This is a genomic window from Streptomyces himalayensis subsp. himalayensis (assembly GCF_013778455.1).
Classification (GTDB): domain Bacteria; phylum Actinomycetota; class Actinomycetes; order Streptomycetales; family Streptomycetaceae; genus Streptomyces; species Streptomyces himalayensis.
On the sequence record NZ_JACEHE010000026.1, the window covers coordinates 1 to 25,535 of the forward strand.

General features: G+C 68.8%; 20 protein-coding genes and 7 pseudogenes. 16 read left to right on the forward strand and 11 right to left on the reverse strand.

What is annotated here, in order from left to right; all coding sequences use genetic code 11:
• Positions 1-195: 195 nt before the first annotated feature.
• The 3 genes and pseudogenes from H1D24_RS31560 to H1D24_RS31565 all read left to right on the forward strand — a co-directional run bounded on the left by H1D24_RS31560 (position 196) and on the right by H1D24_RS31565 (position 2,373).
• Entirely contained in the window at positions 196-1,494 is a 1,299-nt protein-coding gene (locus H1D24_RS31560; RefSeq protein ID WP_181661234.1) for an RICIN domain-containing protein, read from the forward strand.
• A 192-nt stretch (positions 1,495-1,686) separates the two neighbouring features.
• Positions 1,687-1,869 (forward strand): annotated as a pseudogene (locus H1D24_RS42800) (IS110 family transposase); the annotation flags it as partial.
• Positions 1,870-1,965: 96 nt separating this feature from the next.
• Entirely contained in the window at positions 1,966-2,373 is a 408-nt protein-coding gene (locus H1D24_RS31565; protein ID WP_258564463.1) for a contact-dependent growth inhibition system immunity protein, read from the forward strand.
• A 156-nt stretch (positions 2,374-2,529) separates the two neighbouring features.
• Here H1D24_RS31565 and H1D24_RS31570 read toward each other — a convergent pair whose 3' ends face one another.
• Positions 2,530-3,822 (reverse strand): IS256 family transposase, encoded by a 1,293-nt coding sequence (locus H1D24_RS31570; protein WP_258564451.1) that lies wholly within the window; start codon positions 3,820-3,822, stop codon positions 2,530-2,532.
• Between the two features lie 59 nt (positions 3,823-3,881).
• Positions 3,882-4,262: pseudogene (locus H1D24_RS31575) on the reverse strand (diaminopimelate decarboxylase); the annotation flags it as partial.
• Positions 4,263-4,544: 282 nt separating this feature from the next.
• Here H1D24_RS31575 and H1D24_RS31580 point away from each other — a divergent pair.
• Positions 4,545-5,192: pseudogene (locus H1D24_RS31580) on the forward strand (Lrp/AsnC family transcriptional regulator); the annotation flags it as partial.
• A gap of 275 nt (positions 5,193-5,467) precedes the next feature.
• Here H1D24_RS31580 and H1D24_RS42805 read toward each other — a convergent pair.
• Positions 5,468-5,985: pseudogene (locus tag H1D24_RS42805) on the reverse strand (DUF5753 domain-containing protein); the annotation flags it as partial.
• A 117-nt stretch (positions 5,986-6,102) separates the two neighbouring features.
• Here H1D24_RS42805 and H1D24_RS31585 point away from each other — a divergent pair.
• Positions 6,103-6,912: pseudogene (locus H1D24_RS31585) on the forward strand (transposase); the annotation flags it as partial.
• Here H1D24_RS31585 and H1D24_RS31590 read toward each other — a convergent pair.
• Positions 6,860-8,086, reverse strand: coding sequence for a metallophosphoesterase (locus tag H1D24_RS31590; RefSeq protein ID WP_181661150.1), 1,227 nt, complete (start codon positions 8,084-8,086; stop codon positions 6,860-6,862). The pseudogene H1D24_RS31585 and the gene H1D24_RS31590 overlap by 53 nt on opposite strands.
• A 287-nt stretch (positions 8,087-8,373) precedes the next feature.
• Between H1D24_RS31590 and H1D24_RS43730 the strand changes: the two are divergent.
• Both H1D24_RS43730 and H1D24_RS31595 read left to right on the forward strand, forming a co-directional pair.
• A pseudogene (locus tag H1D24_RS43730) lies at positions 8,374-8,519 on the forward strand (IS5 family transposase); the annotation flags it as partial.
• 479 nt (positions 8,520-8,998) lie between these two features.
• On the forward strand, positions 8,999-9,169 hold the full coding sequence (locus H1D24_RS31595) for a hypothetical protein (RefSeq protein ID WP_181661151.1): 171 nt from the start codon (positions 8,999-9,001) through the stop codon (positions 9,167-9,169).
• A gap of 654 nt (positions 9,170-9,823) precedes the next feature.
• Here H1D24_RS31595 and H1D24_RS31600 read toward each other — a convergent pair.
• Positions 9,824-10,333 carry an amidohydrolase family protein gene (locus H1D24_RS31600; RefSeq protein ID WP_181661152.1) on the reverse strand — a complete coding sequence of 170 codons (510 nt, stop codon included), beginning with the start codon at positions 10,331-10,333 and terminating at the stop codon, positions 9,824-9,826.
• Between the two features lie 12 nt (positions 10,334-10,345).
• On the opposite strand from H1D24_RS31600, the gene H1D24_RS31605 reads away from it, so the two are divergent.
• From H1D24_RS31605 to H1D24_RS42815, 7 genes are all read left to right on the forward strand, one after another.
• On the forward strand, positions 10,346-11,476 hold the full coding sequence (locus H1D24_RS31605) for an NB-ARC domain-containing protein (protein ID WP_309484505.1): 1,131 nt from the start codon (positions 10,346-10,348) through the stop codon (positions 11,474-11,476).
• A gap of 136 nt (positions 11,477-11,612) precedes the next feature.
• Positions 11,613-11,765 carry a hypothetical protein gene (locus H1D24_RS31610; RefSeq protein WP_181661153.1) on the forward strand — a complete coding sequence of 51 codons (153 nt, stop codon included), beginning with the start codon at positions 11,613-11,615 and terminating at the stop codon, positions 11,763-11,765.
• 70 nt (positions 11,766-11,835) lie between these two features.
• Positions 11,836-11,961, forward strand: coding sequence for a hypothetical protein (locus H1D24_RS42810; protein WP_256223277.1), 126 nt, complete (start codon positions 11,836-11,838; stop codon positions 11,959-11,961).
• 59 nt (positions 11,962-12,020) lie between these two features.
• Positions 12,021-13,928: a RiPP maturation radical SAM C-methyltransferase gene (locus tag H1D24_RS31615; RefSeq protein WP_181661154.1), complete on the forward strand. Its 1,908-nt coding sequence runs from the start codon at positions 12,021-12,023 to the stop codon at positions 13,926-13,928.
• The gene (locus H1D24_RS31620) at positions 13,925-14,509 is read left to right on the forward strand and encodes a DUF5825 family protein (RefSeq protein WP_181661155.1); all 585 of its coding nucleotides are present in this window, start codon (positions 13,925-13,927) and stop codon (positions 14,507-14,509) included. Before H1D24_RS31615 ends, H1D24_RS31620 begins: the two co-directional genes overlap by 4 nt.
• A 27-nt stretch (positions 14,510-14,536) precedes the next feature.
• Positions 14,537-15,799 carry an MFS transporter gene (locus H1D24_RS31625; protein ID WP_181661156.1) on the forward strand — a complete coding sequence of 421 codons (1,263 nt, stop codon included), beginning with the start codon at positions 14,537-14,539 and terminating at the stop codon, positions 15,797-15,799.
• 533 nt (positions 15,800-16,332) lie between these two features.
• Positions 16,333-17,088 carry an IS110 family transposase gene (locus H1D24_RS42815; RefSeq protein WP_309484506.1) on the forward strand — a complete coding sequence of 252 codons (756 nt, stop codon included), beginning with the start codon at positions 16,333-16,335 and terminating at the stop codon, positions 17,086-17,088.
• 637 nt (positions 17,089-17,725) lie between these two features.
• Here the strand turns inward: H1D24_RS42815 and H1D24_RS31635 are convergent.
• The 3 genes from H1D24_RS31635 to H1D24_RS31640 form a co-directional block, all read right to left on the reverse strand.
• Positions 17,726-18,001 carry a helix-turn-helix transcriptional regulator gene (locus tag H1D24_RS31635; RefSeq protein ID WP_181661157.1) on the reverse strand — a complete coding sequence of 92 codons (276 nt, stop codon included), beginning with the start codon at positions 17,999-18,001 and terminating at the stop codon, positions 17,726-17,728.
• Between the two features lie 703 nt (positions 18,002-18,704).
• Positions 18,705-18,827: a hypothetical protein gene (locus H1D24_RS42825; protein WP_508480621.1), complete on the reverse strand. Its 123-nt coding sequence runs from the start codon at positions 18,825-18,827 to the stop codon at positions 18,705-18,707.
• Positions 18,773-19,723 (reverse strand): AraC family transcriptional regulator, encoded by a 951-nt coding sequence (locus tag H1D24_RS31640; RefSeq protein ID WP_181661158.1) that lies wholly within the window; start codon positions 19,721-19,723, stop codon positions 18,773-18,775. Before H1D24_RS31640 ends, H1D24_RS42825 begins: the two co-directional genes overlap by 55 nt.
• Positions 19,724-19,842: 119 nt before the next feature.
• Between H1D24_RS31640 and H1D24_RS31645 the strand changes: the two genes are divergently transcribed.
• Complete coding sequence (locus H1D24_RS31645) at positions 19,843-20,859, forward strand: aldo/keto reductase (RefSeq protein WP_258564454.1); 1,017 nt, start codon at positions 19,843-19,845, stop codon at positions 20,857-20,859.
• A 196-nt stretch (positions 20,860-21,055) separates the two neighbouring features.
• Here H1D24_RS31645 and H1D24_RS31650 read toward each other — a convergent pair.
• A pseudogene (locus H1D24_RS31650) lies at positions 21,056-22,010 on the reverse strand (ISL3 family transposase); the annotation flags it as partial.
• A gap of 263 nt (positions 22,011-22,273) precedes the next feature.
• On the opposite strand from H1D24_RS31650, the gene H1D24_RS41825 reads away from it, so the two are divergent.
• Positions 22,274-22,549, forward strand: coding sequence for a hypothetical protein (locus H1D24_RS41825; RefSeq protein ID WP_220137467.1), 276 nt, complete (start codon positions 22,274-22,276; stop codon positions 22,547-22,549).
• 335 nt (positions 22,550-22,884) lie between these two features.
• On the opposite strand, the gene speB is transcribed toward H1D24_RS41825, so the two are convergent.
• The gene (gene speB / locus H1D24_RS31660; RefSeq protein WP_181661159.1) at positions 22,885-23,898 is read right to left on the reverse strand and encodes an agmatinase; all 1,014 of its coding nucleotides are present in this window, start codon (positions 23,896-23,898) and stop codon (positions 22,885-22,887) included.
• Positions 23,899-24,010: 112 nt separating this feature from the next.
• Positions 24,011-25,507 (reverse strand): aldehyde dehydrogenase family protein, encoded by a 1,497-nt coding sequence (locus H1D24_RS31665; protein WP_181661160.1) that lies wholly within the window; start codon positions 25,505-25,507, stop codon positions 24,011-24,013.
• Positions 25,508-25,535: the final 28 nt, after the last annotated feature.

A 25,535-nucleotide genomic window follows, 5' to 3' on the forward strand; every position in this document is an offset into this window, starting at 1 on the left:
CCCTCGACGCCGCCGCAGGCGGCATCGCCAACGGCACCCTGATCCAGCTCTACTCCTGCTGGAACAGCAGCAACCAACGCTGGACCCGCACCTGATGGGACCTGCCACAAAGGAAGGAGTGAATCGATGAAGACCTACGGTGCGGCTTCCCCCGCCCCTCCACCAAGACATCGCTGGTGGTCCCGGGTCGCCGCCGTGGTGGCGGCGACCCTCGCGATCGGCATGCTCACCGCGGTGAATCCGGCGCCCGCCGAGGCGGCGACGGTGGACACCAATGCCTGGTACGTCCTGGTCAATCGCAACAGCGGCAAGGCGCTGGACGTCTCTGGCGAGTCCACCGCCGACGGCGCGCGGGTCGGCCAGTGGACGCGCAACGACGGAGCCAACCAGCAGTGGCAGTTCGTGGACTCCGGCGGCGGCTTCTACCGGCTCAAGGCCCGGCATTCGGGCAAGGTTCTCGACGTGGCCGGCGCCTCGACCGCAGACGGTGCCGCGATCCAGCAGTGGGCCGACCACAACGGGGCCAACCAGCAGTTCCGCCTGGCCGACTCCGACGCGGGCCACGTCCGGCTGATCAATCGCAACAGCGGCAAGGCGGTCGAGGTGCAGGGCGCCTCCACCACTGACGGCGGCAACGTCGTCCAGTACACCGACTGGGGCGGCGCCAACCAGCAATGGCAGATGATCAAGCTGTCGTCCGGCGGCGGCGGATGCGGCAGCGCCCCGACTCTGACGAGCGGTACCCACACGATCCAGAGCAGCGGTAAGAGCCGCAGCTTCATCCTCAGGGTTCCCGACAACTACAACAACAGCCACCCCTACCGGCTGATCTTCGCGTTCCACTGGCGGGGCGGAACCGCCCAAGACGTCGCCTCGGGCGGAACGAGCGGGAACGCCTGGTCCTACTACGGCCAACAGGAACAGTCGAACAACACCGCGATCCTCGTCGCCCCCCAGGGCCTCGGCAACGGCTGGGCCAATGCGGGCGGTGAGGACGTCACCTTCGTCGACGACATGATCCGGCGAATCGAGGGCGGCCTCTGCGTCAACACGGCACAGCGTTTCGCCACGGGCTTCAGCTGGGGCGGCGGCATGAGCTACGCACTCGCATGCTCCCGGGCGAACGTCTTCAGGGCCGTCGCGGTCATCTCCGGCGCCGAGATCAGCGGGTGCAGCGGCGGCACCCAGCCCATCGCCTACTTCGGAATCCACGGCATCAGCGACTCCGTCCTCAACATCACGCAAGGACGGTCCCTGCGCGACAGATTCGTCAGCAACAACGGCTGCACTCCCCAGAGCCCGCGCGAGCCCGCGCCGGGCAGCCGAACGCACATCACCACCACCTACTCGGGCTGCCGTGCCGGGTACCCGGTCCAATGGGCCGCGTTCGACGGAGACCACATACCCGGTCCGGTCGACGGCTCCCCCAACGAAAGCGGCGTCGCCACCTGGACCAAGGCAGAGATCTGGAGGTTCTTCGCACAGTTCCAGTGACACGTCCGCACCATGGAGTGGAGCCAGGATGATTCTGGCTCCACTCCGTCGACGTCTACCGCAGGTTGGCGCTTTGAGCTCACACAGGATGAGGCTGACTTCTTCGACCAGCTCCGTACCTACGACCAGTGCTACACCATCACGCACCTGGTGAACTGGCTGGCAGTCGCTCTGTACGGATACGAACCGGAACGGCTCAACCGCGGGAGAGACCGGCAGGCCAACGCGGCACTCCATCGAATCGTGTACGCGCGTCTCCGGCTCGACCCCCGCACCCGGGACTACTTTCAACGGCGCACGGCGGAAGGCAAGACGCGACGGGAAATCGTCCGCTGCCTCAAACGCTACCTGGCACGCGAGGTCTTCCACCTGGTCCGGCCTGAGAGCACACAGCGGTCTGGTGAGAATGAAGCCCGTGGACCATCTGCTGCACCTCGACCGCACGCTCGACGAACTGGACCACCCCGCTGGATGCCTCCTGCCGCTGACGCGACACATCTGGTGCGCACCGTGCACGAGCTGCGGTGTGTGCCCTTGGACGAACTCCGTCCCGCGGATCTGCGCACCCTCATTTCACAGCAGGTGGCACTGCCCTACGTCCTTCCACTCGCCGTGCGCTTGCTGATCGAGGAGCCGCTGCTCGACGCCTACTTCTACGAGGGCGACCTGCTGCTCGCCGCCGTCAACGCTCCTGCCTCGGCCTGGGCCCTGCTACCAGAGCTCTGCGCCCGGCTGCGGACCGTCATCACGACATTGCCAGAGACCACGGTCGCCGGCCTGCCACGCGGTGCCGCAGAGGAGCTCGCCCACTTCGTCACGATGCAGTCCGCCTTCCTGCGAGCCCCCGCGATAGGGGCTTCCTTGATACGTGAGGTCTGAGGCGTGAGTGAGACACCGTCGAACACCCTGCAATACCGCTTTGACGGGCCAGAAGAGGCTCCCGTCCTGATCTTGGGCCCCTCCCTGGGTACCACATGGCACATGTCGTAGAAACCGTGGGTCTGTCAAACGAGCGGTGTAACCAGGGTGGTTGGGTTACTGGCGGGCCGCTGAGAGGCGGCCGTCGAAGGTGATGTCGAAAGCGTTCAGTGCGGTCTTCCAGCGGCTGGTCCAGCGGGCCTGTCCCTTGCCGGTGGGGTCGAGCGACATGATCGCCATGTAGACGCACTTCAACGCGGCCTGCTCGTTGGGGAAGTGCCCGCGGGCCTTGACCGCCCGGCGGATCCGCGCGTTCACCGACTCGATCGCATTCGTGGTGCAGACGATGCGGCGGATCTCGGTGTCGAACCGGAGGAACGGAGTGAACTCCTCCCAGGCGTTCTCCCACAGCTTCACGATCGCCGGATACTTGCCGCCCCAGGCGTCGGCGAACTCGGCGAACCGTTCCAGGGCGGCCTCCTCGGTCGGCGCGGTGTAGACCGGCTTGAGCACTTTGGCGATCTTGTCCCAGTCCTGGCGGGCGGCATAGCGGAAGGAGTTCCGCAACAGGTGCACCACGCAGGTCTGCACGATCGTCTTCGGCCAGACCGTCTCGACCGCGTCGGGCAGGCCCTTCAGGCCGTCGCAGACGAGCATGAGGACGTCGTTCACGCCGCGGTTTTTGATCTCGGTGAGGATGTGCAGCCAGTGCTTGGCGCCCTCGCCGCCGTCGCCGGCCCACAGGCCGAGGATCTCCCGCCGACCCTCAGCGGTGACCGCCAGGGCGACATAGATGGGCCGGTTGGCCACGGCTCCATCGCGGATCTTCACGTGGATGGCGTCGATGAAGATGACCGGGTAGACGGTGTCCAACGGCCGGTTTTGCCATTCGGCCATCCCCTCAAGGACCTTGTCGGTGATGGTGGAGATGGTCTGCCGGGACACCTCGGCGTCATAGACCTCGGCGAGGTGGGCCTGGACCTCGCCGGTCGTCAGGCCCTTCGCGGCAAGGGAGATGACCATCTCGTCGACCCCGGACAGCCGCTTCTGCCGCTTCTTGACGATCCTGGGTTCGAAGGTGCCCTCGCGGTCGCGGGGCACGGCTATCTCCACCGGCCCGACGTCGGTGAGCACGGTCTTTCCGCGAGTGCCGTTGCGGGAGTTGCCGCCGTTCTTGCCCGCCGGATCGTGCTTGTCATAGCCGAGATGGTCGGTGATCTCGCCTTCCAGAGCGGACTCCAGCAGCCGCTTGGTCAACTGCTGCAACAGCCCGCCCTCGCCCGTCAGTTGCAGGCCCTCGGACTGAGCCCGGCCCACCAGCTCGTCGATCAGCTGGTCGTCCACAGACTTGGCCGACCGCGGCTCGTCCGACTGGACACTTCCGGGCTCGGTCACGTTCTCACTGGTCATCGATGCATCTTCCATGATCGGGAGTTACACCGAACGTTTTACAGTCCCGAAACCGTCCCACGGGCGTTCAGTTGGTCCGCGGAGTCTGCGGGACGCAGGGCGTGGATGCGCCGCAGTTCATCGAGGTTGTCGGCGTTGAGTGCGACACCGAGGGCGAGCGCCTGATGAATCTCCTCACAGGTCTTGGCAGGCGAGTCCAGGACGATCATGGATGGCGCGAATCCGGCGGCGAGCGCGAGGCGCAGTTCGCCGGGGCTGGCGACCTCGCAGCCCATGCCGCAGTCGGCGAGCAGCCGCAGGACGGGGACGAGGGAGGCGGCCTTGGCGGCGAAGGTGTGCAGCACCGGGGCGTGGCCGAATGTTTCGCGCAGGTCGCGCACGGATGCCCGGACACCGTCGGTGTCGACGAAACCGGCCACCAGGTGTGCGGGGCCGACCAGTCCGGACCGGACCGCCTCGCGGACGACCCGGTCCCGAGGCCCAAGGCCGGCAGTGCCGTGCCGTCCGGGCGCGTACCTGCTGCTGACGCGTCCCTCCCCTCGCTTCCTGCTCTCCCTGTTCTCCTCGGCGTTCGCATCCATGGGCGATCCGCGACCTCCTTCGACGTGTGTGGCCACCAGAATTGGCGAGCCTCGCGGATACGCCGCCGATACGCAGCAAACCGTCACTTCTGCCGGCTGAGTTGGGTTCATCTGTCGAGCAAGCACGTGGTAGAGAGAGGCATGCCGCAGGATTCCGTCGATGAAAAGGACCTGGCGCTGATCAACGCGCTCCAGGTCACCCCGCGCGCATCCTGGGCCCAACTGGGACGCGCCCTCGAACTCGACCCGGTGACGGTCGCGCGCCGCTGGGAGCGGCTGAGCGATACCGGACTGGCGTGGGTGACCTGCGTGCTCGGCCCGGCGCTGCACAACGAGTTCTGCATGGCCTACGTCGAGATCGAGTGCGCACCAGCCCAACTGGACGACGTCGCCACAGCGCTGAGCGCCGAACACCCGGTCCGCTACGTCCACCACATCACCGGGCCGTACGGGCTGCTGGTCACGATCGCGCTGCGGACACCCGCGGAGATGTCCGCCTACCTGCGCCACACCGTCGGCCGGCTGCCCGGCGTCCGGGCGTACCGTGCGGAAATGCGGACCGTGGGCTACAGCGAGCCGAGTCGGTGGCGGCTGCGCAGCCTCGAACCCTCACAGCAGCGTGCGCTGGAGTCGGCCGACACCCGGCCCGCAACCGCGGGCGCCGTGCGAGTGGACGGCACCGACCAGGAGCTGTACCAGCTGCTGCACGAGGACGGCCGCATGCCGTACTCCTTGCTCGCCGACCGCGCCGGGATCAGCGAGCCCACTGCGCGCCGCCGCGTGAAGCGCCTGCTGGCGAACCGGCTGCTGCGACTGCGCTGCGAGATGGCGCAGTCCATCTCAGGGTGGCCGTACACCGCCGTGTTCTGGGCGAGCGTGCCGCCGGAGCACCTGGATCCCACGGCACGTGCACTGGCCGCACTGCCGGACGTCCGACTGTGCTGCGGTCTGGCGGGACAGCGGAATCTGATGCTCATGGCCTGGCTGCGGTCGCTCGGCGACCTGCCGCGGCTGGAGGCGGCGATCAGCGAACGCTCCCGCCATCTCACCGTCGTGAATCGGGCCGCCACCCGCATCCGCTGCAACAGGCTCACGGAGTCGTCGAGGGGGAGCCTGTGAGCGCATCCTGGCATACCGCAATCTGGAGCACGCTTAGCTCTTTCGCGTCGGAGATGAACAGGCCGCCGCGCTGTGCCTCGTTGTAGGCGAAACCATTGGTGCCCAGCGGTTTCCAGCAACTGCATTGGGCCTGCCAGTCCGGCATGTGTCTCCCTGACCAGCGGCATGACCTGAATCTCGACGTTCCGCTGCTGTGCGACTTCGAGAACATGGTCGATGAGCCCCCTGTGACCTCCACCCCACCCGTGCGGCGCAGGAACAGGTGCTCCTCCAAGATGAAGCTGTACGCGGTGTTCGGCCGATCCCATAGCAACCGCTGCCGTTCGGCGCGCGCTGTTCACTGGGCCTCGACTAGATCATCGCCCAGCGGCGGCAGTTGGTTCTCGAAAAGCGTCCGCGCATACGCCTCCGTCTGCAACAGCCCCGGCACCAACCGGCACTCGTACGTGTACAAGCTGATCGCCGGGACGCGAGAGGGAGCGGCTGCCTGCGATGCACCCTGTGGGCGGCGATACCGATCGCCCGTACCCCCGACTTCACCACCAAGATCCGCCAAGCCGTCGTGTCCCAGAGCCGTTAACTCGATGCCCAGAGCGCGGCCCGGTCGGTGCTGAGCGGGCGGGCGCGTGCCCAGGCCAAGTCGGGCGATGGACCGGTGGAGATCGCTCGGATGTACAGGCTCGCCAAGGGGTCGGCGGTCAAGGCGCGCACCCAGGCGATCTATCAGCTCAAGGCTGCCCTCGTCAGTGCCGACCCGAACCTGCGGGAAGAACTGGCCGTGCTGGGCAATGCAGAACTCTTCCGTACCTGCTTACGGCTCGCCGACGACAGCGAGAACGACGAGGACGGTGAAGAGGTGGTGCTGCAGGCCACCCGCATCACCCTGTGTCTGCTGGCCCAGCGCGTCGGACAGCTCACCGAGCAGATCCGGGACTTGGAAGGCCGCCTGGCACGGCTCGTGGAACGCCACGCGCCGCAGCTACTCGCTGTGGTGGGTATCGGTCCGGACACGGCCGTCACTTTGCTGGTCACGGTGGGGGACAACCCGGAACGCCTGGGCAGTGAGGCGTCCTTCGCCGCGCTGTGCGGGGTCAGCCCTGTCGAGCGTTCCTCGGGCAGTCGGCAGTACCGTCGCCTCAACCGTGGCGGCGACCGGCAGGCCAACGCCGCCCTGCACCGGATCGTGCAGACCCGCCTGCGCGTCGACCCACGCACCCAGGACTACTACGAACGCCGTATCAAGGAGGGCAAGACCCGACGCGAAATTGTCCGATGTCTCAAACGCTACGCTGCCCGGGAGGTCTTCCACCTGGTCAGGCCCACAGTCAAAACCCACGTTATAGGGGCAGTGTGGGGGGCCGCTGCGGGGAGCGGAGTACGAGCAGGGTGATCTCGCTGGGGGCGAAGACGCGGAACGGCGGGCCCCAGAAACCGGTGCCGCGGCTGGTGTAGAGGAGGGTGCGGGTGCCGTGGCGGCTGAGGCCGGCGACGGCGGGCTGGTCGATGCGGACGAGGTGGTGGAAGGGCCAGATCTGGCCGCCGTGGGTGTGGCCGGAGAGTTGGAGGTCGATGCCGCCTGCTGCGGCCCGGTCGACGAACTTGGGCTGGTGGGCCAGGAGCAGGACGGGCAGGTCGGGGTCGGCGCCGTTCAGGGCTCCGGCGAGGTGGGCGCGGTGGCCGGCCAGGCCGGAGGACTCGGCGGTGACGTCATCCACGCCGGCGACCACAAGGGTGTCGCCGCCGCGTTCGAGCAGCAGATGACGGTTGCGCAGCGGCTCCCAACCCAGCTCGTCCATCAGGTCGACCCAGCCCTGGGCCTCGCTGTAGTACTCGTGGTTTCCGGTGACGTAGACCCGGGCCCGGGTGGCCTGCACGGTGCCGAGCGGAGCGGCCTGGGGGCGGCGGCGTTCGGCCGTGCCGTCCGCGATGTCGCCGGTGTGGCAGACCAGGTCGGCGTCCAGGGTGTTGACCTTCGCGCAGACCCGCGCCGACCAGCGGGCGCGGTCGAGCGGGCCGTAGTGGGTGTCGGTGATGAGGACGACGCGAGTGCCGTCCAATCCGGCTCCCAGGCGCGGGAGTTGTACGTCGAGGTGGCGCACCCGTGGCACCCGGCGGGCCTCGGCGTACCCCCAGGCGAGCAGCACGGCGGCTACGCCGAGGACCGTCCAAGTGACGATCCGGGCCCGGGTCTGACCGTCGCCTACGCCGGCCACGCTCAGGGCGAGGCGCAGCAGGACGCCGAGCAGGACGGACCAGGTGAACAGCACCCAGCTGGTCCCAAGGAGGGTGTCTCCGACGATCGCCGCCCAGTCCTGCTGCCGTCGGCCGTGGCCGCGCACCATCGCGAGCGGCATAGCGATCAGACCGAGGACGAACAGGGCTGTGCCGCCTATCGCCACGGGGAGCGGCCAGTGCTGGCCGGCGTGCAGCAGCACCCAGCAGGGCACGGTCCACAGCAGGACGGGGGCGATCAAAGGGATGTAGCGCATCACGCGGCGCAGTCGGCCCTGCTGGGTCGCATGCGCCGCACCGTCCGCGGCTCGGGCTTCGCTGGTGGCGGTCACGCTTCCCCTTTTCTCAAGTAACCAGACTGCCGACGCGCGCACTGTATCCGGTCGCCCTGGGGGACGTCTTGCCGATCATTGATGCCCATTTCATCGGCAACGTGCGCGACAGGGTGACCGGCCGGGACCCGATCGATCAGGTGTCGTTGGCCGTGCACCTTCCGCTGGGCCGGTTCTGTCGACGGCCACGAAATCCAGAGTGACATAAGGTGCACGCGCAAAAAGGGGAGATTTCCTTCCTGGAATAAATCCTCCTGGGGTAAGGCACTCCCCCTGAGGGAACGACCGGGCGGACCTTCGGCTGGCTCATGTGTCAAAGACCTTCGACCGCGACTACGAGACACACCCTCACCGCTCCGAGGCCATAATCCACGTCGAGATGATCGACCTCATAGGCCGACGACTGACCCGAGAATCCGCCAAGAACTGGCGCCACCTGACTATTCGAACCAAAGATGCCCGCCGGGGCAGAACACTCTTTGAGCGTTCTGCCCCGGCGGCGCGCTTGGCTACTTCAGATTGCTCCGGAAGAACGTGGCCAACTTGTCGAACGGGATGGGGTTGACGCGATCGTAGAGATCCACGTGACCGGCGCCAGGCACAACCACTCGTTCCTTGGGCTCACCGGCAAGCCGGTAAGCCTCTTCAGTGAACTCCCTGGAATGGGCGTTCTCGCCCAGCGCAGGTTGCACCGGTCGGTCAAGGAGACTCTCAGGTCGGTGGCCACGCGGCCGTCGGTGTCGATGAGCACGTGGGCCGCCGCAATCTGAGATCTCTACCGAACCCGGGGCGGTTCATTATCCCGACGCCCCGGCGTTTGTAGACAGCGGTGACCAGGTGATGTCCGCGGGGACTTCGGCTTCGGCGGCAAGCGACGGGCGGCGCGGACCCACGGGCCGAACGCGCAGCGCGATGCCGTATTTCGAACGGCCCGTCGCTCGCGCGCGACAAGCGAAGGCGACGGAGTTGGTCGAGCGGCTGGTCGCCGAGGGGCGTGTCCGTCATGCCGAGCCCAATGACGACGAGGTCGCGGAATGGCGGCGCGTCGTCTACTACGCGAAGCGACACGGCGTGGAACGGTAGGGGAAGCGCATCTCCCGACCCCCACGCGACTGGGTTCCCTTCAATCGGCCGTGGCTGCGCTCAGGGACGACGAGGAGCGGTTGGTGATTCCGCCCGTGCTCCGCCGCCGGTCGCTCCTGATTCCGCAGGCACTGGCCGCCGAGGGGGTTCGGCGAGGGCACGGGGTACGGAAAGGCCGGTCAGGCGCTGGGCCTTATTACGGCGGCTGGGCAGATGAGACGGACCGGGCGCGCCCAGGCTCGAAGCTGCGGAACTTCGCGTGCGTGTGTCCGCCAGCTGGGTGGTGCGGCCCGTCCTGCTCAGACGCCGAGCGCGCGGGCGGCGTACGAGGAGAAGTCATGGGACGGGGACGGGGCGGGGTCCGGGGGGGAGTCCCAGGAGACGGGCAGCGGCCGACGTGGCGTCCTGGGTGAACAGAGCGCAGGCCAGCGGGAGGGCCAGGTGGTCAGGGGACGGGGCCGGTGATGTGCCGGGCGTGGGTCGTTCGGGTTCACCATGCATGAGGGAAGCGTCGCCGGTGGCGGTGGAGAGGTGACGGAGCGCGGCTCCACGCCCGTGGCACCACTCGTACGGCCGAACGCTTCGTGCACGCACACATGCCGCGCACGCCTACGGCCCAGCCTGCCCACCCTGCTCGTGGGCCGCCTGTACCGCTCACTGCACCCACTCGTCGGCGCGGGGCGGTTGGGACGGTGAGCGGACTTCCTGTCCCCTCGCGACGACGAGGCGCAGGGCCCGCAGGGCCGTGACGTCGTGCAGCGGGTCGCCCTCGACCGCGATGAGGTCGGCGCGCAGGCCGGGTCCGATCCGGCCGGTCAGCGTCTCGACGCGCAGGGCGCGGGCCGCGCGGGACGTCGCCGCCTCCAGGATCTCCGCGGGCGGCAGACCGAGCCGGGCCATGCCGATCAGGCCCTCGACGTACGCGTGGTGGGGCGCGCCGTCCGTGCCCGCATCGGTGCCCGCGACGACGAGGACGCCCTGCCGGTGCAGGGCTGGCAGGGCAGGCAGCTGGCGCGGGTCGCGTCGGTCCCAGCGCTCGGTGAAACGGACGCTGATGGTCGGACAGACGTGGACGCCGTTCGCGGCGAGCCGGCGCATGAGGCCGTGATCCGGGACGATCGCGCCGGACGCGTCGAGGAAACTGCAGTGCTCGATGGTGTGCACCCCGGCCCGTAGGTGCAGCCCACCAACCCCAGCGCGCCCTGGGTGGTGCAGCGCCAACTCCCCCCCGAGGCCACCCACTTCGTCGGCCGGGAGGAACTGCTGGAGGAGGTCGTCGCCGCGCTCTCTCCCCGCCAGCGCGCGGCCGTACCGCTCGTCAGCCTCGTCGGCCCGCCCGGCATCGGCAAGACCGCGCTCGCGCTGCGCGCCGCGCACCGGCTCAGCTCCGCCTACCCCGACGGGCAGTGGTACGTACGCCTCCACGACGCCGGCGGCGGAGCCCGGTCCGTGCACGACATCATCGCCGAGCTGCACTCCTCCGGCGCCGACGTCTCGGCACTGCCCACCGAACGGCACCAGCTCACCGGTGTGCTCCGCAGCCGGCTCGCCGACCGGCGTGTGCTCATCGTCATCGACGACGTCAACGACAGCGAACAGGTCCCCGACCTGCTGCCCGGCTCGCCGAGCTGCGCCGTACTCGCCCTGCATCGCGAGTACTGGCCCGACCTCGTCGCCGTCTACGGCGCCCGCAGCTTCGCCCTCGACCTGCTGTCGCAGAAGGAGGGCGAGGAAGTCCTCACTGCCGTCCTCGGCCGGGCCCCGGGGACCCTGTGCAGCACGGCCGTCGCCGAACTCGTCGAACTGTGCGGCAGGCTCCCGCTCGCCCTGCGCATCGCCGCCGGACACCTCGCCGGACGGCCCTGGCGGTCCGTCGAGTCCTTCGTCGAGGCGCTGCGCGAGGGCGACCCGCTGGAGCTCCTCGCCCTCGGCGACAACCCCTCGACCGCCGTACGGGCCGCGTTCAGCGTCGCCTACGAGTCGCTCCCCGCGCTGTCCCGCCGGTTCTTCCGGCTTCTCGGCGTCGTCGGCGACATGGCCTTCACCGCACGTACCGCTGCCCAGCTCGCCGGCTGCGCACCCCAGGTGGCCGACCAGCTCCTCGACAAGCTCGCTGCGGCACAACGGCTATCTGCTGCACCAGTTCCTGTCGCCAGTGACCAATGTGCGGCGTTTCAGTCACGCTCGGATTCCCGTTTGCTCGAATCGAACCAAGTCAATTCCACCGGCACTCGTCGGGTCGTGAGAACGAGGATAGGCCCCGTGCGTGAGGGGGCATCTCGGCATCGCTCAAATCCTGACCTCTGACGGCGGGCGGATTCAACTGGTCGTCGCAATACCGGCTTCCTGGGCCGAGTGTAGGTGTTCGTTGAGTGCCTCGGCTGGGGTCTTCCATCCGCGCGGTGGGCGGTGTCATGACAGCCCCTATGAGCGGGGTCCTCGCGTGACCGCGCAGATCAACCGGCCGGTGAAGGTGACCGTGGGCCTGACCGGCGTTGCCACCCTCACGATCGAGGGCCATGAGCAGGGCGACGTCCCTGGCGACACCGAATACCCCAAAGTCGCTCTCGGTGATCCCGTGTTGCACGGCCTCTGATGGGCGGGCCGCTCCGCTGTCGGGGTTCTTGTGGGGCGCATGTGATGCCCCATAAGGTGAACTGCTTTGTGTGGCACGTGAGTTCGAGGTCGTCGACCAGGGGAGAGTCGTGGAGATCAAAAAGGTAGTGATCCGCGAAGAGGAGCGCACGAACCGCAAGCCCGCTGTCATGGAGAAGCGCCCGCCGACCCGCTGACCGGGCGGGAACGTGAGCGTGAGCGGGATATCGAGGGGACGGTGACGGGGGAGAGTGGTGTGCGCGTACAGCTGGTGACCATGCCGTGGCACCCGATCGATCTGCCCTCTCTCCAAGTGGGCCTGCTGCACCAGCTGTTGCGGCAGGTCCGCCCGGACGACGATGTGCGTGAGTTCCACGGCTCGCTGCGCTGGGCGGAGTTCCTCCTCGAGCGGTCCGGCGGGCGGCTGCGCCCCGGTAACTACGAGGCGATCGGCAGCGATTCAATCTTCGACGGCCTCGGTGACTGGGTCTTCTCGGGTGTGCTGTACGAGGACGAGAACTGGGGCGTCGCCCGGCTGACGGAGTACGCCGCACGTCGCGGCCTCTGCATCGACACGGCCTCCGACATGCGGGTCCACGCGACCGAGTTCATCGCCGAGTGCGCGACGGAGGTGCTCGCCCAGGAACCGGACGTCGTCGGGTTCACCAGCACGTTCATGCAGAACGTGCCCTCGCTCGCGCTGGCCAGGGAGCTCAAGCGCCGCCGTCCAGGGCTTACCGTCGTCTTCGGCGGCAGCAACTGCGACGGCCCGATGGGGCACGCCCTGCACCGCAACCATCCCTTCGTCGACCACGTGGTGCGCGGCGAGGGCGAGTACGCCTTCCCGGCGCTCCTGCGCCACCTGGACGCCGACACGCCACCCGCCGACGTACCGGGCCTGTGCTGGTGGGAAGGGCAGACGGACGACCGGGTCTCGCGGGCGAACACCGAGTCCCGGCGCACCGTGGCGCCCTCCGACATCCCCGCGCCCGACTACGACCAGTGGCAGGCAGCCCTCGACGCATCCCCCATCCTCGAATACGTCTACCCGAAGCTGGTGGTCGAGGGGGCACGCGGCTGCTGGTGGGGCGAGAAGCACCACTGCACCTTCTGCGGGCTCAACGGCTCCTCCATGGCGTTCCGCGCCAAGTCGGGCGAGCAGCTGTGGAGCGAGATCGACCACCTCGTACGACGGCACCGCATCCTCGACGTCGTCACCGTCGACAACATCATCGACATGGCGTACTTCAAGGACTTCCTGCCCCTCGCCGCCGAGAGCGGCTGGGACCTGCGGATGCACTACGAGGTCAAGTCCAACCTCAACCGTGAACAGATCGCCCTCCTCGGGCGGGCCGGAGCCGTGCTCATCCAGCCCGGCATCGAAAGCCTGAGCAACCGGGTCCTCGACCTCATGGACAAGGGCGTCAGCGGCGCCCGCAACATCCGCACACTCCGTGAGTGCGAGAACCACGCGCTGACCGTCACCTGGAACTACCTGTACGGCTTCCCGGGCGAGACCGTCGAGGACTACGCCCCGGTCGTCGACCAACTGCCCGCGCTCGTCCACCTGCAGCCCCCGGGCGGCGCCCACCGCATCCAACTGGAGCGGTTCAGCCCGAACTTCACGGACCCGGGGTTCGGCTTCGGCAAGCGGCGCCCAGCCGAGATGTACCGCCATGTCTACGAGCTGCCCGAGTCCGAACTCACCGACCTCGTCTACCTGTTCGCGACGGACGACGCGGGCATCGGCGGAGAGACCGAGAGCCGGCTCAAGCGGGCCGTCGCGGCATGGCGCGACGGACATCACGGATCGAGCCTGGTGATGGAGGAAGCGGAGCCGGAGGACGGCGTGGACGTACTGCTCGTGCACGACCGGCGCCACGGCTGGCCCCGCCGCACCCACCGGCTGACCGGCTGGCAGGCGCAAGCGCTGCGCCGCCTCGAGGACGGGCGGACGGAGCCCGCGCTGCACCGGCTGCTGGCCGGCGACGGACACGACATCCCGGCCGAGGAGCTGTGCGGGTGGATCCAGCAGGCTCAGGCGACGGGGCTGGTGTTCCGCGACGGGCGGACGTACGTGTCCCTGCCCACGTGGGACGTACCGGACCGCATCGACCCCGACCCGGCTCCGCAATCCACGGACCGTCAGGAGGTGGCCGGATGACCGGGATTCCCGCGTCCGTCCCCCACCGCGTGATCGGCCGACAGGTCCACGTGGACGTGCCGCTGCGCCTGGGCGGGGCGGGGCGCGAGAGGGCGGTGGCGGTCCAGTTCCTGCGCGAGTGCCAGAGCCAACGGCTCCGTACGCACTGGGAGATCGCCTACGAAGACCGGCCGCGAGGCGACGACCCGCTTGACACGCATGACGCCTCGTACGTACGGATGCTGCACCACCTCCCACCACCCGTCGAACGGCCCGACGAACCAGGTGAGTTGAGCGCCTGGCGTACTTCGTACGCCGCCTTCCCCGCCGGCATGCTCTACCACCGCCGCGGCCCGGACTTCATCACCGTCATGGACCGCAGAGAGCGGCCCGCCTCGGCGAGGTTCACCCTCGACCACCCGGATCTGCTCGCCACCTTCGCCACGGTCCAGGAGCCCACGGCGCTCGGTGAACTCGACGCCGTGCAGCGGGAGGCCGTCGACCTGCTCGCGGCCGAGCGGCTCGCTCTCGTCGCCGACGGTTGGGCGGTGGCCCTGCCGCCGCGGCTGCACCGCTGGCCTGTTCCTTGCACGGGGATCTGAGGGTTGGGCGCGTCACGGGCCGACGGGATGGTCCCCCTGCGTCGCCACCGTCCCTTCGTGCTGCTGTGCGGCGAGCAGGTCGCCAGCTCCGTCGGGCGGCAGATCACCGCTCTCGCACTGACCCTGCTGGCCGTGACCGACCTCGGCGCGGGGCCGTTCGGGGCGGCCGCGCTGCTGGCGCTGACCTATCTGCCCGGCGCCGTGCTGAGCCCGCTGGCCGGAGCGATCGTCGACCGGATCAGGCTGCGCCGCCTCCTCGTGTGGGTGACCACCCTGCAGACCCTGGTCGTCGGCTCGATCCCGTTGGCCGGCGCGGTGGGGCATGTCACCCTGGCGCACCTGTACGTGGTCGCAGGCGTCTCGGGCACCCTGACCTTCACGCTCTCGGTCGCGCTCCAGGCAGCGCTGCCGCGCGTCGTCGGACCGGAGCGGCTCCTCGCCGCCAACTCGGCGCTGACCGCGGCCCGTACGAGCGGACAGGTCGGCGGGCCCGCGCTCGGCGGTGTCATGGTCGGGCTCCTCGGAGCCGACGCGGCGCTCCTCGCGGGCAGTGCGGCCTACGCAATCGAGGCGCTCTTTCTGTTCGCGCTGCCCGCCGCGCTGAACGCGCTGACAGGCTCGCGGGAGCCCTCCCGCGCGAAGTCCCTGGCCGGCTCGCTGCGTACGGGACTCGCGGTGGTGCGCGCCGAGCGCCGGCTGCGCCGCATGGTCCTGGCGGGCGCCGGACTCAACCTCGGCAGCGGTGCGGCGGCCGCCCTCTACGTCTTCTACGCGACCCGCGATCTCGCCCTGCCCGCCTGGCAGTTGGGCACGACGTACGCGGCCTACAGCGCGGCCACCCTGGCGGGCGCCCTGCTCGCCGGACGCTTCGCCAGGACCTCGGGGCTGTGGCGGGCCACGCAGATCTTCGGACTCGCGGCAGGCGCTGCCGTGTTCCTGATCCCGGCCGCGTCGCTGGGCCTCGCCTTCCCCGTGCTGCTCGCGTACCAGGTCTGCTACGGCCTCTCCGGCACCGTATGGATGATCTCCATGACGACCACGCAGCAACTGGTCACCCCTGACGGCATGCAGGGCCGCGTCGCGGGACTCGTGCAGGCGGTGCTGCTCACGACGGTGCCGGTGGGAGCCCTTGCGGGCGGCGCGCTGGCCGCCTGGCTCGGCAACGTACCCATGCTCATGGGCGCGGCGGCCGTGACCCTGCTCTCCGCGGCGACCCTTTGGGCACCCACGGGGGCGGGCGTCACGGTGCCGGAGCGGGCCCTGCACGCGGAGGCGGAGAGCCGCCGCTAGTCACTCACGACGGCCTCCCGCCTAACTGCCAGTTGTGGGCCTCGATATGGGCATACGCGTCGGAGACGAGGACGCCGCGAGCCCTCTCCGGGTCCGGCGCCCGGATGCTGCGTCTCTCTTGCGCGCGTTCCCTGCCATCAACGAACGCCAGTTGTCGCGGAGGTTCGGTCGGTGGTCGAGTTTGTGCACAGGGGGTTCGGGCGTTGTGAGGGTCGGGAGGATGAGCGCGTGCTGTCCCGCGTCTGGTGTCTGACTCATGATTTCTCTGACCGAAGTGTCCTGGTGTCACATGTCGGCTGTTGGCCGGGGACGGTGCGTTGTCGGTGCCGGGCTGGCGGGGTGTGTCCCGATGGGGGCCTGCCGATCGTTGTGGCGTCCTCACGATTCTGACCGCCCGACGCGGCCCGGTACCGGCAACGCGACGCGCCGTCGGACCGGAAAGGGGAATGGACATGTCCAGATCGACCATGTCCATTACGTCGCCTGCTCCGCAGACCCGCCGTCGTCGCCCTGCGGGGGAGGTGGTTTTGGGAGTGGACACGCACCGGGACGCTCATGTGGCTGCGGTGCTCTCCGTGATGGGGACAGTGCTTGCCACTGACGCGTTCCCGGCCACCGCGGCCGGGTACTGCGATCTGCTGAAGTGGGCCAGGAAGTCGGGAGCCGTGAGGCGGGCCGGGGTGGAGGGGACCGGCTCCTACGGGGCGTCCCTGTCGCGCTATCTGTTGACCCAGGACATAGACGTGTTTGACGTGAACCGGATGGACCGGGCAGAACGCCGACGGCGCGGCAAATCGGATCCGCTCGATGCCCAGAACGCGGCGCGAGCCGTATTGAGCGGGCGGGCCCGCGCCCGGGCCAAATCGGGCGACGGACCGGTGCAGATCGCGAGAATGTACAAACTCACGAAGGCGTCGGCGGTCAAAGCCCGCACGCAGGCCATCAACCAGCTCAAGTCCGTCCTCATTACTGCTGACCCCGCCTTGCGGGAAGAGCTGGCCGGACTGGGTAATGCCGAACTCTTCCGTACCTGTGCGCGGTTCACCGACGTGAGCAGTCTCGAGGAAGTCGGCGAGGAGGCGGTGCTGCAGGCCACTCGGATCACGCTGGCTCTGCTGGCTCACCGGATCGGGCAGATGTCCGAGCAGATTCGGGATGTGGACGCTCTTCTGGCCCGGCTCGTGGATTGTCATGCCCCGCAGCTGCTCGAGGTGGTGGGGATCGGTCCGGACACGGCCGTCGCTCTGCTGATCGCGGTGGGGGGACAACCCGGAACGGTTGGACAGTGAGGCGTCCTTCGCCGCTTTGTGCGGGGTCAGTCCCGTTGAGCGTTCCTCGGGCGTCGGCAGTACCGTCGTCTCAACCGTGGTGGCGATCGTCAGGCCAATGCCGCGCTCCATCGCATCGTGTTCACCCGTCTACGGGTCGACCCGCGCACTCAGGACTACTACGAGCGCCGGATCAAAGAGGGCAAGACCCGGCGCGAAATGTCCGTTGCCTCAAGCGCTACGCTGCTCGGGACGTCTTCCACCTGGTCAAACAGCTACAGCCAGGACCCCGCTTATAGGGGCTGTCGTGACAGATGAGAGGCTCAGGCAGGTGAGTGAGACACCAGCGAACACCCTGCAATACCGCTTTGACGGGCCAGAAGACGCTCCTGTCCTGATCTTGAGTCCCTCACTGGGTACCACATGGCACATGTCGTAGAAACCGTCCATGGGCGTTCAGCTGGTCCAGGGTGAGCGCGTAAGTCCAGGTCAGGGCCTTGTGACGTGAGAGCGTCTACGGCGTTGGTGACACGCCTGTGATCGCTAGTGACACGTGGGGACCCCGGTCGGCCCGCTCCGCGGGGGTCCTGCGTAGACGGGGACCTGATACGACGACGCCCCGCCGGCTTGGTCCGGCGGGGCGTCGTCGTGCAGTTGGTCAAGACGGATTGGGGCTTGTGCTGGAGGCTCCGTTGTACTCCGGCTCGCCGCTCTCGAGTACGCGGAGGAGCGAGGCGGTGACGACGCGGGCGGTGCGGCCCATCGGCAGCACGCGGCAGGGGAATTCCCCGCGGCGAACAAGGTCGTAGCTCTTCGATCTCGACAAGCCGAACGCCTGGGCGGCGTCCTCGACGCTCGCGGTCCCACTCCAGGTGGCGCGGATGTGCTCGGGGCTGAACGGGCCGTGATGCGTTTCGCTGTTCTGGCTGGGCATTCCTGTCAGCCGTGCCTTTCGGGTCTGTGCCTATTTGGGCGGTGTAAGGGAGCCTGGTGGTCGCACCGTGTTCGCCAGTTGGGACGGAGTCTCGGGGTGCGCGCGGCTGCGTGTTCCAGGGGGCGGAGTGGTGCAGCACCTTTCGAGGGACGGGCTGAGCTGGGAATTTGCCGGATTGGTCCGACTGGCGGCCGTGGAGATCGTTTCGAAATCCGCAGGTCACGCGCGAGTGCTGAGTCGTGTTCGAAACGGCGCGTGCCGCAGGTCCCGAGGGTGCGCGCTCGGACGGTCAAGACGATCTTCCGAGTGCGCCAAGTCCCAGTTCACGCAGGTGACGCTGTCTCGCGAAAGGAGCAGCACCCACCGGGCATTGCATGCCGTGTGGCGGTGACGTAATGGATCGTCGCTGTGCTGCCTTTCGACGGGTGGTCAGGAAGTGGCGGTGGAGGTACAAGTATTCGGCGGATCCCCGGTTTCGGTAACCGGGGACCCGCCGCTATATTGCCGCCTCGCGAGTTGGCCACGTGCGAGCGTTACCCGCACGACCCGGTCCCGGTGCCGGTGGTCTACGTCACCGTCCAACTGGCGGCTACACCGAAGATGCTCGCGATGGAGTTCGCCGGTTCTTGGGGCTGACCTTCCCCGCCCGAGCCACCCACACGGATGTAGTCGACGCTGTCTGCGCCGCCGCTTATCGGGCTCTTCACATTCGAGGGTGTAGTTGCGGTCTGAACCCGCCGGTCTCCAGGAGCGATCTGGCGATGTAGTTGGTCAGGTTGCGGAACCCGAGGGCGGATCCGCGGAGGTGTTCGAGGCGTCCGTTGATCGCCTCGGTCGGTCCGTTGGAGGTGCCGGGGCGGTCGAAGTAGTACCGGCGCGCAGGCGGGTAATGTCCTGGACCGGCGGCAGTCCGTAGAAGGCCCGGTATTCGCGGCTGAACTGGGTCGCGCTGGTGTATCCCACGGTGTGGGCGACCTGGGCGGCGGTGGCGTCGCCGGCCAGCAGTTGGCGCCTGGCCGATAGCAGCCGCAGATGTTTCTGATAGCGCAGCGGGCTCATACCGGTCGCAGCCTTGAAATGGCGGTGCAGGGTCGCCGGGCTCATACCGGCCTCGGCGGCGATCTGGTCGATGCTCACCGGTTCGGCAAAGCGGTCGCCGAGCCAGGTGATGACGCCGCGGATCCGGGTGCTCGGGGCTGCCGCGGCCTGGCGCAGCGCCGGACCGAGCGGGCTGGTCAGCAGCCGGTAGATGATCTCGCTTTCGACGCGCGGCGCCAGGGCCGGGATGTCGTCGGGGGCATCCAGCAGGCGCACCAGGCGAGTCACGGCGTCGATCAATTCAGCGGGCATACCGGCCGTGGCCCGCCAGGCGGGCTCGGCAGCCGGGGGCGGCGCGGCGGGGCCGAGTTCCAGCAGCAGTTCGGTAAGGATCTGCTTGTCCAGGGCCAGGACCGCCGAGCGGTAGGGCACCTGCTCGAAGACCGCGGTGACCGGCAGTTGCACGGTATTCAGCAGCATCCGGCCGCCGGGCACGCTCCAGCTCTGCGAGCCCGCGACGGTGTGCTTGGCGCCGGCGGCGATGAAGCTCACCATCGGCTCATACAGCAGACGGCTGGGCGGCAGCAACTCGTCGGTCGCGACCAGCGACAGCCGGGGCACTGCGGTGGCGGCCCACGGGCCGTCGCGGTGGTCGGTAATCGCCTGAGCGAGACGGTCCAGCATACGGTTCCCTCGACTGCTCAGTCCGCGCTCCACACGCCGGCCATGGTGAGACGATCAGGCAATCATACGCGAATGTTGCCCAATGACCTGCGGATACGTTGACCCCTAGCGTCAGGGGCATGAACGCACAGCACGATGCAGAGCACGCCATGCCGGTCCGCTCGCTCGGCTCGCAGGGCTTGACCTCTTCAGCGCTGGGCCTGGGCACGATGGGCATGACCATGGGGTACGGCCCGGCCGACCCCGAAGGCGGGACCGCCGCCATCCGCCGCGCTTTCGAGCTCGGCGTCACCCACTTCGACACCGCCGAACTGTACGGGCTGGGCAGCGGCACAAGCGAGCAACTGCTCGGGCGGGCGGTCAAGGACTTCCGCGACGAGGTAGTCCTGGCCACCAAGTTCGGCTACGATCTGACCGACATGAGCCGCTTCGGCCGCGCCTTCGACAGCCGACCTGAGCACATCCGCGCGGTCGTGGAGGCAAGCCTGCGGCACCTGGGCACCGACCACATCGATGTCCTCTACCAACACCGCGTCGACCCGAACGTGCCGATCGAGGACGTCGCCGGCACCGTCGGCGAGCTCGTGGCCGAAGGCAAGGTGCGCTTCTTCGGCCTGTCCGAAGCCGGACCGGACGCCATCCGCCGCGCCCACGCTGTCCACCCGGTCTCGGTCTTGCAGACCGAGTACTCGCTGTTCGAACGCTCCGTCGAGGCCGACGTGCTGCCGACAGTCCGCGAACTGGGCATCGGCTTCGTCGCCTACTCCCCGCTCGGCCGCGGCTTCCTGACTGGGACAGCCACGCCCGCCGCCGACTGCCCGCCGAACGACCTGCGCGCCCACGACGCGCGCTGGCAGCCCGGCAACTACGAAACCAACCAGGCACTGGTCCGTGACCTAGGCGCGGTCGCCGAGTGGAAGGGCTGCACAGTGGCGCAGGTGGCGCTCGGCTGGGTGCTGGCCCAAGGCCAGGACATCGTGCCGATCCCTGGCACCCGTAGCGCACAGCGCGTGGCCGAGAACGTCGCCGCCGCGCACCTCACCTTCACCCCCGAAGGGCTGGATCTGATCGGCTCGCTTCTGCCGAACGGCGCGGTCGGCGACCGCTACCCCGCGCCCATCATGCCCGCCTGGTAACACCGGGCCCGCCACAGCGACGTGACAGCAGAAAGGCTCACTCTTATGACGCAGGGCTATGACGCAGGGCGGACAGAGCACCACCGCCGCCCTGCGCCGCGCCCTGGACACTCCCATCCGAGGGGTCCAGCCCACATGATCCGAAAACCCATAACGGCTGGATCTTGACGGTGGGACTTACTGAATAACGGGCTCTTCACATTCGAGGGCGTAGTTGCGGTCTAAACCCGCCGGTCTCCAGGAGCGATCTGGCGATGTAGTTGGTCAGGTTGCGGAACCCGAGGGCGGATCCGCGGAGGTGTTCGAGGCGTCCGTTGATCGCCTCGGTCGGTCCGTTGGAGGTGCCGGGGCGGTCGAAGTAGGCCAGGACGTCGACGGCGCGCTTCTTCAGCGTCCGCCCGAGGGTGATGACCTCGGCCAGTGCGGTGGGGACACCGTGGCTGACCGATTCGATCAGCTTGCTCATCAGCTCGCGGCCCTTGGTCGGTCGGGTTCGCGGTAGGCGGTGATCATCCGCTGGTAGATCCCCCAGGTCGCCTCGACCTCGACGTGTTCGTCGGCCGCGAACAGATCCTCCAGGCACTGGCGCTGCTTGTCGGTGAGCAGCCCGGTGCCGGTGTGCAGGGTCCGCCTGGCGGAGTAGAGGGGGTCGCTCTTGCGGCCGCGGTGGCCGTGGATGGCCTGCTGCACGCGGCGTCGGCACTGGTCGAGGGCGTCACCGGCGAGGCGCACGACGTGGAAGGGGTCCATCACCGCGACCGCCTCGGGCAGCTCTTCGGTGGTGGCGGTCTTGAACCCGGTGAACCCGTCCATCGCGACCACCTCCACGCGGTTGCGCCAGGCCTCTTCGCGTTCGCTCAGCCAGGTCTTGAACGCCTGCTTCGAGCGGCCCTCGACCATGTCCAGCAGCCGCCCGGCCCGGTGCCCTCGCGGATGCCGGTCAGGTCGATGATCACGGTGACGTACTTGTCGCCGCGGCGGTTGTGCCGCCACACGTGCTCATCGACCCCGAGGACCTTGACGCCGTCGAACCTGTCGGGATCGTCGATCAGGACCCGCTTGCCCTCGGCCAGGACCGCGTCGTTGGCGGTGTTCCACGACACCCCGAGACCTTCGGCGACACGGGCCACGGTCAGGTGCTGGCAAGCGATCACCGCTTCACCTTCGTCACCGTCGCATCGATCGTCGTGATCGTGCTCGGCGCGCTCATGCTGCTGAACATCCCCATCCCCTTCCTCTCCCGAGGCACAGCCGCCGAGGGCACCACCGCAACGGCGGTGTACGCGCTCGGCACCGTCTACGGCTCTGGCCGGGGTCTGCGCAGGCCCGCTGCTAGGGGCCGTGCTGACCGTCGCCGCAGTCTTCGGGCAACGCGCACACCGGCGGGCTCGTCCTGCTCGTCTTCGCCGCCGGGATGGCCCTGCCGTTGATGGTCCTCGTGCTGCTGTGGGGGCGGTTCCCGTTCGTCAAACGCCTCGTCCGTCCCCGCGAGGTCACCATCGGCCCGTGGCGCAACACCTGGACCGGGATCATCGGGGGCGCGCTCACCATCGCCGTCGGAGCCCTACTGCTGGTCACCGCAGGTACGACTGAGGTGAGCGGCATCCTCGGCGCGTCCAACCAAGCCGACGAACGCCCCGAGGGTTCCGGCGAGTACCCCGAGCGGTACGAGGCTGGTGACGAGCCCTAGGTAGAACATCCCGGTGCGGGCGAGCAGCTGTACTTCGAGGACCGGTACGTGCTGTCTGCCGGGCAGTGGCCGGCATCAGCGGTCCCCTGGCCGAGGAGACGGCCGTCGGGACACGTGACGAGGTGGTCATGCTGGCATTGCCCGGCTGGGAGCTGGAGTACCTCTGGCGACTGACAGTTCCGCGCTTGCTGGCGTGGAGATGCTCAGGCCGCTGCCGGGAGTGGGGGACATGGTGCCCACGGCGCTGTTTTGTTCGGGTAGAGCTGTGTCGGAGGCCAGGCCGGGCCTCCGGGCGGGTCAGCTGATGTGCCGGGTGCCCAGGTGGCGGGCCTGAGTCAGGCCCCTCGCGTGGTGTCGGGCGCTTGACCGGGCGCCGGCTTCGGCGCCCAGGCGGAGAGGAGTTCGTAACCGACGTGGGCGGCTGCCACGCCGGTGATCTCCGCGTGGTCGTAGGCGGGGGCGACCTCGACGATGTCGGCGCCCACGACGTTCAGTCCACTCGTCGCGCGCAGCATCATGAGCAGCTCGCGGGAGGTGAGCCCGCCGGACTCCGGCGTACCGGTGCCCGGTGCGAAGGCTGGGTCCAGGACGTCGATGTCGACCGAGACGTAGACCGGACGGTCCCCGAGGCGGGCGCGCATCCGCTCGATGGTGCCCCGCACGCCGATGTCCTCGATCTCCTCACAGCGGACGGGCGCGAATCCGAGGGTGCGGTCCTGCGTCATGTCACCCGGGCCGTACAGGCCACCGCGGATGCCGACATGCATGCAGCCCTCGGGGTCGAGCAGGCCCTCCTCGGAAGCCCGGCGGAAGGGCGTGCCGTGCAGGTAGGGCGAGTTGAAGTAGGTGTCCCAGGTGTCGAGGTGTGCGTCGAAGTGCAGGACGGAAACCGGCCCGTGCTGAGCGTGCAGGGCACGCAGGACGGGGAGGGCGATGGTGTGGTCGCCGCCGAGGACCAGCAGCTTCCCGGCGCGTTCAAGGACGGCGCGGGTGCCGTTCTCGATGGCCGTGATGGCGGCGGGGATGTCGTAAGGGTGGGCGGCGATGTCGCCGAGGTCGACCACCTGCTGGCCTAGGAAGGGCCAGGCGTCGGCCTCCGGGTTGTACGGCCGCAGCAGACGCGAGCTGAGGCGGATGTGCTGCGGGCCGAAGCGGGCGCCGGGGCGGTAGCTCACACCAGCGTCGAAGGGCACGCCGACGACCGCGACGTCCAGGTCTCCGGCCTCGTGGGGACGGGGCAGGGAGGCGAACGTGGTGGGCCCGGCAAAGCGGGGGACCTGGGTGAAGTCGACCTGGCCGACCACTTGGTCGAGGCGGACCCGTGGCTGCGAGGGTAGGGGGAGGCTCACTGCGCTTTCCTTTGTGTCGTGGGGACGCCGGGTGCGGGCATGTGGCAGTCGCGGCGGTCCTGCGCGGGGATCAGGTGTGCTGGTACGGCAAGCAGCCGACTGCGGGGGCGGGCTACAGGCCGATCACTGTGGTCTTGAGCTCGGTGTAGTGGTCGATGGCGGCCGAGCCGAGTTCACGGCCGAATCCGGACGCCTTCACGCCTCCGAAGGGGAGTGTCGGGTGGAAGATGCCGTAGGTGTTGGCCCACACCGTGCCGGCGCGCAGGCCGCGGGCGACGCGGTGCACCCGGGAGATGTCCTTGCTCCACACGGAGGAGGCCAGGCCGTAGGTGGTGCCGTTGGCGAGGCGGATCGCCTCCGCCTCGTCGTTGAAGGGCAGCACGGTCAGGACGGGCCCGAACACCTCTTCCTGCTCGATGGTCTGGCCGGGGCGGGCACCGGTGACCACGGTAGGTGCGGCGAAGAACCCGTCCTCCGCCGGCAGCGAGCAGGCGGTTTGTACTTCGGCGCCCTCTGCGGCGGCCTTCTCCACCAGCGTGGTCACCTGGTCACGCTGCTTGGCCGAGATGAGCGGGCCCAGAGTCGTGCCGGGGGCCAGACCGTGGCCGAGCGAGGTCGCGGCCGCTGTCCGCCGCAGGAGTTCGGAGACGAACTCGTCGTGGACGCGGCGGTCCACCAGCAGGCGGCTGCCGGCGACGCACACTTGCCCGGCGTTGGTCCAGATGCCGGCCATCACGCCTTCGATGGCCGCGTCCATGTCAGCATCCGCGAAGACGACCTGGGGACTCTTGCCGCCGAGTTCCAGACTCACCTGGGTCATCGTGGTGGCGGCTGCGCGCATCACTGCCTGGCCGGTGCGGGTCGAGCCGGTGAAGGCGATCTTGTCGACGCCTTCGGCGGCGGTGAGGGCCGCGCCGGTCGCGCCGGCGCCGGGTACGACGTTGACCACGCCGTCCGGGATGCCGGCCTGTGCGCACAGATTGGCGAAGTACGCGGTCGACAGCACCGTCTGTTCCGAAGGCTTGGCGACGAAGGTGTTACCGAGGGCGAGTGCGGGTGCGAGCTTGTACGTCAGGATGGGCAGCGGGTAGTTCCAGGGCGTGATGGCCGCGCACACTCCGAGCGGCTCTCGTGTCCCGGTCGCCAGGAAGCTGCGGGGTGCCGGGTAGACGGCCCCTTCCGCCTTCGTGGCCCAGCCCGCGTAGTAGCGCAGGACGGCGACGGCCTCGTCGACGTCCAGCCGGGCCTCGGCCAGGGTCTTGCCCGTGTCCAGGGCTTCGAGCTGGGCGACGGTTTCCGTCGCGCCCTCCAGCAGGTCTGCGAGGAGGCGTAGCTCGGACTCTCGCTGCTCGGGGTCGAGTTCACTCCAGCGGCCGTCGTCGAACGCTGTTCGGGCGGCTGCTACGGCGTCGTTCACGTCCTGCTCGGACGCGGCGGCGTATTCGGTGAGGGCCAGTCCGGTGCCCGGGTCGATCACCGGGATGCGGTCGTCGGAGCGGGCGGCGCGGAAGGAACCGCCGATGAACGGCTCGAGCGGCGGCCTCTCCAGCCAGGAACGGGCAGAAGGCAGGAGGAAGTCGCGCACGACAGGGGCGAGATGGGTGGTCATGCTGGTTCACTCTCCGGTGTCGATGACG